At 64.8% G+C, this 6,436-nt stretch carries 5 protein-coding genes; 4 read left to right on the top strand and 1 reads right to left on the bottom strand.

The genetic code is table 11. From position 1 onward, the window contains the following. The 3 genes from EN935_RS17790 to EN935_RS17780 form a co-directional block, all read left to right on the top strand. Positions 1–1,849 (top strand): alpha-ketoacid dehydrogenase subunit alpha/beta (locus tag EN935_RS17790; RefSeq protein ID WP_127373481.1); only part of this gene is annotated, 1,849 nt, incomplete at its 5' end. A gap of 108 nt (positions 1,850–1,957) precedes the next feature. Beyond that, a complete protein-coding gene (locus EN935_RS17785) occupies positions 1,958–3,520 on the top strand; it encodes an ABC transporter substrate-binding protein (protein ID WP_164757562.1) in 1,563 nt (520 codons plus the stop codon). Between the two features lie 117 nt (positions 3,521–3,637). Beyond that, complete coding sequence (locus tag EN935_RS17780) at positions 3,638–4,867, top strand: aminotransferase class III-fold pyridoxal phosphate-dependent enzyme (protein ID WP_109665907.1); 1,230 nt, start codon at positions 3,638–3,640, stop codon at positions 4,865–4,867. A 33-nt stretch (positions 4,868–4,900) separates the two neighbouring features. Here EN935_RS17780 and EN935_RS17775 read toward each other — a convergent pair whose 3' ends face one another. After that, positions 4,901–5,638, bottom strand: a complete 738-nt coding sequence (locus tag EN935_RS17775; RefSeq protein ID WP_127373480.1) for a GntR family transcriptional regulator — start codon at positions 5,636–5,638, stop codon at positions 4,901–4,903. Positions 5,639–5,775: 137 nt separating this feature from the next. On the opposite strand from EN935_RS17775, the gene EN935_RS17770 reads away from it, so the two are divergent. After that, positions 5,776–6,436: four-carbon acid sugar kinase family protein (locus tag EN935_RS17770; protein WP_164771182.1), on the top strand; the 661-nt coding region annotated here is incomplete at its 3' end.

Here is a 6,436-nt window from a genome sequence, read left to right as displayed (position 1 = left end):
GCTGCGCGACGCTTTCAATCCGGACATGCAGGGCTCGGTTCGCGGCCTGATGGCCGAGATCATGGGCCTTAAGTCAGGCTATTGCGGCGGCCGTGGCGGCTCGATGCATATGCGTGACGATACTTCGGGGATACCTGGCACCAGCGCCATCATCGGCGGCAACCTGCCGCACGCGGCCGGCTACGCGCTCGCCGACAAGCTGCTTGGCACCGGCACAATCTCGGTCGCCTTCTTCGGCGACGGCACGATGATGGCGGGACCGGCCTACGAGGCGATGAACATCGCCGCGCTCTACCGGTTGCCGGTGATCTTTTTCGCCGAAAACAATCTCTATGCCGTCTCCACGCACATCAACGAACAGACGCGCGAGACGCGGCTGGCCTCGCGCGGACCCATGCTCGGCTTTCGCGGCATCGAATGTGATGGCATGGATGTGGTGGCCGTCCACCATGCCATGCGCGAGGCGCGCCGGACGATCGAGGAAGACGGAGGCCCGGTGCTGATCGAGGCGCTCTGCTACCGGTTTTTACATCAGAGCGGCGCCCGCCCAGGCAGCGAATTCGGCTACCGCACACGCGCCGAAGAGGATGCCTGGAAAGCGCGCGACCCACTTGCCACGATGGCCGCTCGCCTGAAGACGATGGGCATTCTGAACGCTTCCGATCTCGGCACACTCGACCAGCGCGTCATGGAGGTGGTCAACAGTGCTGCCGATTCGCTGACCGAAATGAGCGGCAACGCGCTGCGCATTCCCGACCATCTGTGGCCGAACCCAAGCGACGTCGACAACCAGATACGCGGCGACTTGTCGGAACTGAAGGGCGAGCGCTTCCTTGAGATCGAGGATGTGCCGCCGGCCGAGACCAAGCCGGTCAAATTCATGGTTGCCGCGTCCGAAGTCATCGCTCGCGCCATGGAGCAGGACCCGCGCATCATCATCATGGGCGAGGATGTGCACCGGCTGCGCGGCGGCGTCTCGGGTGCCACAAAAGGTGCGCTGGAACGCTGGCCGGAGCGCGTGCTGGCGATGCCGATCGCCGAGAACGGTTTTGTCGGCGTGGCGCTGGGGGCAGCGCTTTGCGGCCTGCGGCCGATCGTCGAGATCATGTTCGGCGACTTCTGCCTGGTGGCCGCCGACCAGCTGTTCAACGCGGTCAGCAAGGTACGCCACATGTTCGGTGGCGGTTTTCCGGTGCCGATCGTGGTCAGGGTGCGCGTTTCGCCGCACACCGGCTACGGCTCGCAGCATTCGGGCGATCCGTCCGGCCTGTTCGCCCTGTTTCCCGGCTGGCGCATCGTCGCTCCGACGACGCCCTTCGACTATATCGGCCTGATGAATTCAGCGCTGAAATGCGACGATCCGGTCGTCGTGATCGAGCATGTCGAACTGTTCCCGAGCGAAGGGCCTGTGCCTGCGGACGACCGCGACTATTGCGTGCGGCTCGGCAAGGCGAAGATCGTCAGGCCGGGCAGCGCCTGCACACTGCTCACCAGTGCCAGCATGGTTGCCGTCGCCAGCCAGGTTGTCGAGGAGACCGGCGTCGATGCCGAGATCATCGACTTGCGCAGCCTCGACCCAACCGGGCTTGACTGGGCGCTGGTGGAAGCCTCGATCCGCAAGACCAACCGGGTGGCCGTCGTCGAACAGGTGCAGCGTGGGCTGTCGCTTGGCGGACGACTGACCCAAGAGATTCAGGATCGCGTGTTCGACTATCTCGATCACGAGATCCTGCATGTGACGGGAAGCCTCTCGGCTCCCGTCGTATCGGCCCCGCTCAACCGCGCCGCACTGGGCGGCGCTGAAAAGCTCAAGGCCGCGCTTCAATCCCTCACTGCCGTGGGTGGATAGGGCGAACGCATTGCCACAAAGATCCGACAAGAAAATGGGAGAACTGACATGACCATCCTACCAAGAAACAAGACCAGGGCCCTACCAAGAAACAAGACCAGGGCGACGATGCTGGCAGCGGTGCTGCTGGCCACCAGCGCCTTCTGGGCACCGGCCACCTTCGCGCAGGACAGCAAGCCGCTGGTCATCGCGCGCAACATCGACCTCAATTCGCTCGATCCGCACCGCGCCTTCTGCGACACCTGCCAGATCTACAATTCCAGCGTCTATGAATCGCTGCTGACGCTGGACAAGGACAACAAGCTGATCCCGCTGCTCGCCTCGAAGTGGGAAGGCAATGCCGACCAGAGCAGCTTCACCTTCACGCTCGACCCGGCCGCCAAATTCTCGGACGGTTCGCCGGTCGAAGCCAAGGATGTCAAATGGTCCTGGGAGCGGCTGAAGAACCTCAAGGGCAGCGCCTCGTTCCTGATGGACAATGTCGCCTCGATCGAGACCCCGGACGCGCATACGGTCGTCGTCAAGATGGTCGCGCCGAGCTCCGAATTCCTCAACATCGCGGCGGCACCCTACGCAGCGATCGTCAACAGCAAGGTCGCTTCCGAAGCCGGCGCCAAGGCCGATGCGGACGCCTCGACGACGGACAATGCCGAGGCCTGGTTCCTGGCGCATTCGGCCGGCAGCGCGCCGTTCGTGCTGAAATCCTACGAGCCCAATTCGGAACTGCGACTGGCACGCAACGACAAGTACTGGCGCACGGCACCGGCGCTAAGCGAAGTCGTCATCCGCCAGACCAAGGACGCGGTGGCGCAGGCGCAGATGCTGCAGAGCGGCACCGCCGACATCGCCATGCAGATCGACCCGGACACGGCCAAGACGATGACCGGCAGCGACGTCAAGATCGAGACCGTGCCGTCCTACAACTTCATCTATGTGGCGCTGTCGCCCGGCGCCAAGGCCAACAAGGTTCCGCTGACGCCCGAGGTGCGCGAGGCCATCTCGCTCGGCCTCGACCGTCCTGGTATCCTTGACTTCACCATCGGCTCCGAGGGCCAGCTGATCAGCGCGCCGATCCCGCTCGGCTTCCCCGGCGGTTCGGGCTTCGAGGCACAGCCCTATGACGTCGCCAAGGCAAAGGAACTTCTGGCCAAGGCCGGCCATGCCGACGGCTTCGAGATGGAAGCGGCGTTCCCCGGCATGAATGTCTACGGCGTTGATCTCTCGCTGTTGATGCAGAAGGTCCAGCAGGATCTGGCCAAGATCAACATCAAGCTCGACCTGCAGCCGATCCCCTTCGCCAACTGGCGCGAACGCGTCAATGGCGACGGCATCCCGATGACGGCGGTGTTCTACGCGCCGGACTATTACGGCACCTCGCAATACATCGACTATTTCGCCATGACCAAGGGCAGCCCGTGGTCGCGGCGCGCCGGCGCGGAGCGCGACCCGTCGGTGATCAACCCGAAGGAAGTGGACCTCTACAAGGCGGCCTTGGCAGCGAGCGGCGACGAGGCGGCCAAGCTCTGGCACCAGATCGGCGAAGAGATGATCAAGGACAGGATCATCCTGCCGCTGGTCAGCCCTAACCTGATCCTGGCCTACAAGTCGGACGTCAAGGGCGTACGCTACAGCGCCTGCTGCAACCTGCCGCTGGCGGAACTCAGCCACTGAGCGAAAGAAGCGGGAGGCGGCCAGCCGCCTCCCGCTACTCATCCTGGAAGACCGGCAAATCCTGTTCTTCCAGCATCAAAATCAATATATGATATATCAAAGTGCGGAGACCTCGCTATGCCTTCCCTGATCAACTCCAAGGACAAGTTGCTGCGCGAGCGTGCGGCCTCGGTCATTCCGGGCGGCATGTGGGGACACATGGCAACGCGCTATCTCGGCCCCGCCTATCCGCAGTTCTTCGAGCGCGCCGACGGCTGCCGGGTCTGGGACGTCGATGGGCGCGAGTACATCGACCTGATGTGCAGCTGGGGTCCCAACATCCTCGGCCACCATCATCAGGCCGTCGAGGCAGCAGCCGAGCGGCAACGTCGCCTGGGCGATGCGATGAACGGCCCGGGCGAGGTGCTGGTCGAACTGGCGGAATTGCTGGTCAAGACCGTCGCCCATGCCGACTGGGCGATGCTGCAGAAGAACGGCACCGACGCCACCACCGCCTGCGTGACGATCGCGCGCGCCGGCACCGGCCGACGCAAGGTGCTGGTCGCGCGTGGCTCCTATCACGGCGCTGTGCCGTGGTGCACGCCTTCGCTGGCCGGCGTCACTGCCGAGGACCGCGCCCATCTGATCCATTTCGACTACAACGACATTGCCAGCCTTGAGGCAGCCGTCGAGCAGGCCGGGGATGATCTTGCAGCGGTCGTGGTGACCGCCTTCCGGCACGACATCGCCCGCGACCAGGAACTGCCGACCGCCGGCTTCGCCAGACGGGCGCGCGAACTCACCACCGCCGCCGATGCGGCGCTGATCGTCGATGATGTCAGGGCCGGCTTCCGCATCGACCTCGCCGGCAGTTGGGAGCCGCTCGGGGTGCGGCCGGACCTGTCCGCCTTCTCGAAGGCGATCGCCAATGGCTATCCGCTTGCCGCGATCACCGGTACCGACCGGTTTCGCGAAGCCGCGACCAAGGTCTATGTGACGGGCTCGTTCTGGTATGGCGCCGTCGCCATGGCCGCCGCGATCGCCACCATCAACACGCTGCGCGACACCGATGCCATTGCCCGCATGACGCAGGCCGGCGACAGGTTGCGCTCAGGCCTCGACGCGGCAGCGAAGAAGCATGGCCTGTCACTGCGCCAGACCGGCCCGGTGTCGATGCCGATGGTGCTGTTCGACGACGATGCCGAATTCAAGCTGGCCAACGCCTTCTGCTCTGCGGCGTTGCGCGAAGGCGCCTATTTCCATCCCCGGCACAACATGTTCCTGAGCGCCGCGCACACCGCAAAAGATATCGATCTTGCCCTGCAGGCCGCCGATGCCGGCATGGCCGCCGCGGCACAGGTGGCGTGACCGGCACCCATGCGGTGGGAAACAACAAACCGTTCAGCCGGCGGCCGACACCAAGCGGCCGTTCTGAGCCGCGCGACGCAGTTCCTCGGGCGTGACCGCGCCGTCGTTCAATCGTTCGAGAACCTTGACCAGCAGGCGGCCGCCTTCGATCATGTCCTGCTGAATGCCTTTGCGCACGCCGTTCTCGTCACGCGCGCGCAGCGCGTCGAGGATGTCGAGATGCCGGTGGCGGCCATCATAGGTCGGCCTGGCGTGCGGGTATTGATAGTTCACCAGCGGTCCGTTGCGCAGCCAGATGCCCTCGATGATGGCCAGCAGTTCCGGCATTTGCGCCGCCTGATAGATCGAGTGATGGAATTCCCAATTGTCGCGGACGGCTTCGAACCAGCGGCCGTTGTCCTCGTCGGCGATCAGCCTGTCATGCACCGCCGCAAGGCGGTCGATCTCGCGCGGCTCGATGCGCGTCGTTGCCGCGGCACCGGCCATGCCTTCGAGATGCAGCCTGATGCTGCGCAGTTCCAGATACTGGGTCAGCGACAGTTGGGCGACGGTGATCGAGCGGCCGGCTTCCATCTCCAGGCCTTTTTCGCGCACCAGCTGCATCGGCGCCTCGCGCACCGGCGTCTCAGACACCTGAAGGCTGGCGGCGAGATCGCGGATCTTGAAGCGATGGCCCGGCCAGAAACGGCCTTCCATCATGGCGCGGCGAAGCTCCTCGTAGACACGCGTCGTCAGATTGTCGCGCGCGATCGGCGCGATAGAAGCAGTCATATCCGCTCTCCGTTCTTGCAGTCGCGCAGGCGTCGCGTCGGCTGTGTATATGATACCACGAATGGCCTGACCACCGACATGAGACAAGCAGCCATGAGACCGGCCGACATGAAACGGCCAGACATGGGACGGGCCGCATGACCGCGATGCCTTCCCTGCTGTTCGGCGCCATCGCCGACGATCTGACCGGCGGCACCGAACTGGCGTCGATGCTGGTGGCGCGCGGCATTCCCACGGGATGCACGGTCGGGCTGGACGCGCCGATCCCGTCAGGCAATCTTGCCCATGTGATCCTGCTAAAGACCCGCGTCATCGCGGCCAGCGACGCGGTGCACCAGGTGCGGGAGGCCGCGGACCGGCTGGTGGAAGCGGGCGCGCGGCAGATCTTCTTCAAATACTGCGCCACGTTCGATTCGACGCCCACAGGCAATATCGGCCCTTGCGCCGAGGCGCTGCTCGAGCGGCTTGGCGGCGGCGTCACGCTGTTCACCCCGGCGCTGTGTGAGACCGGCCGCACCGTCTATCAGGGGCACATGTTCGGCGGCGCCCAGTTGCTGGGTGAATCGCCCAAGCGGTTCGATCCGCTGACGCCGATGACCGATTCCAATCTGGTTCGCGTGCTGCAGGCGCAGAGCAAGGGCAAGGTCGGGCTGGTGCCCTATCTCGTCGTCGATGCCGGCGCCGGGGCCATTCGCAGCGCTATCCAAGAGCAAAGCGCGCGCGGCGAGACGCTGCTGGTCACCGACACGATCCGCGAGCGTGACCTGGCGGCGATCGCGGAAGCGACCTTCGATCTGC

It is taken from the genome of Mesorhizobium sp. M7D.F.Ca.US.004.03.1.1 (assembly GCF_003998635.1).
Classification (GTDB): Bacteria; Pseudomonadota; Alphaproteobacteria; order Rhizobiales; family Rhizobiaceae; genus Mesorhizobium; species Mesorhizobium loti.
The sequence above is the reverse complement of the archived record's forward strand: the minus strand, read 5'-3'. Positions and strand labels throughout refer to the sequence as shown.

Coding starts and splice junctions, on each gene's coding strand:
- EN935_RS17775 (WP_127373480.1), bottom strand. CDS start 5,638: ATGACTGCTTCTATCGCGCCGATCGCGCGCGACAATCTGACGACGCGT.
- EN935_RS17785 (WP_164757562.1), top strand. CDS start 1,958: ATGCTGGCAGCGGTGCTGCTGGCCACCAGCGCCTTCTGGGCACCGGCC.
- EN935_RS17780 (WP_109665907.1), top strand. CDS start 3,638: ATGCCTTCCCTGATCAACTCCAAGGACAAGTTGCTGCGCGAGCGTGCG.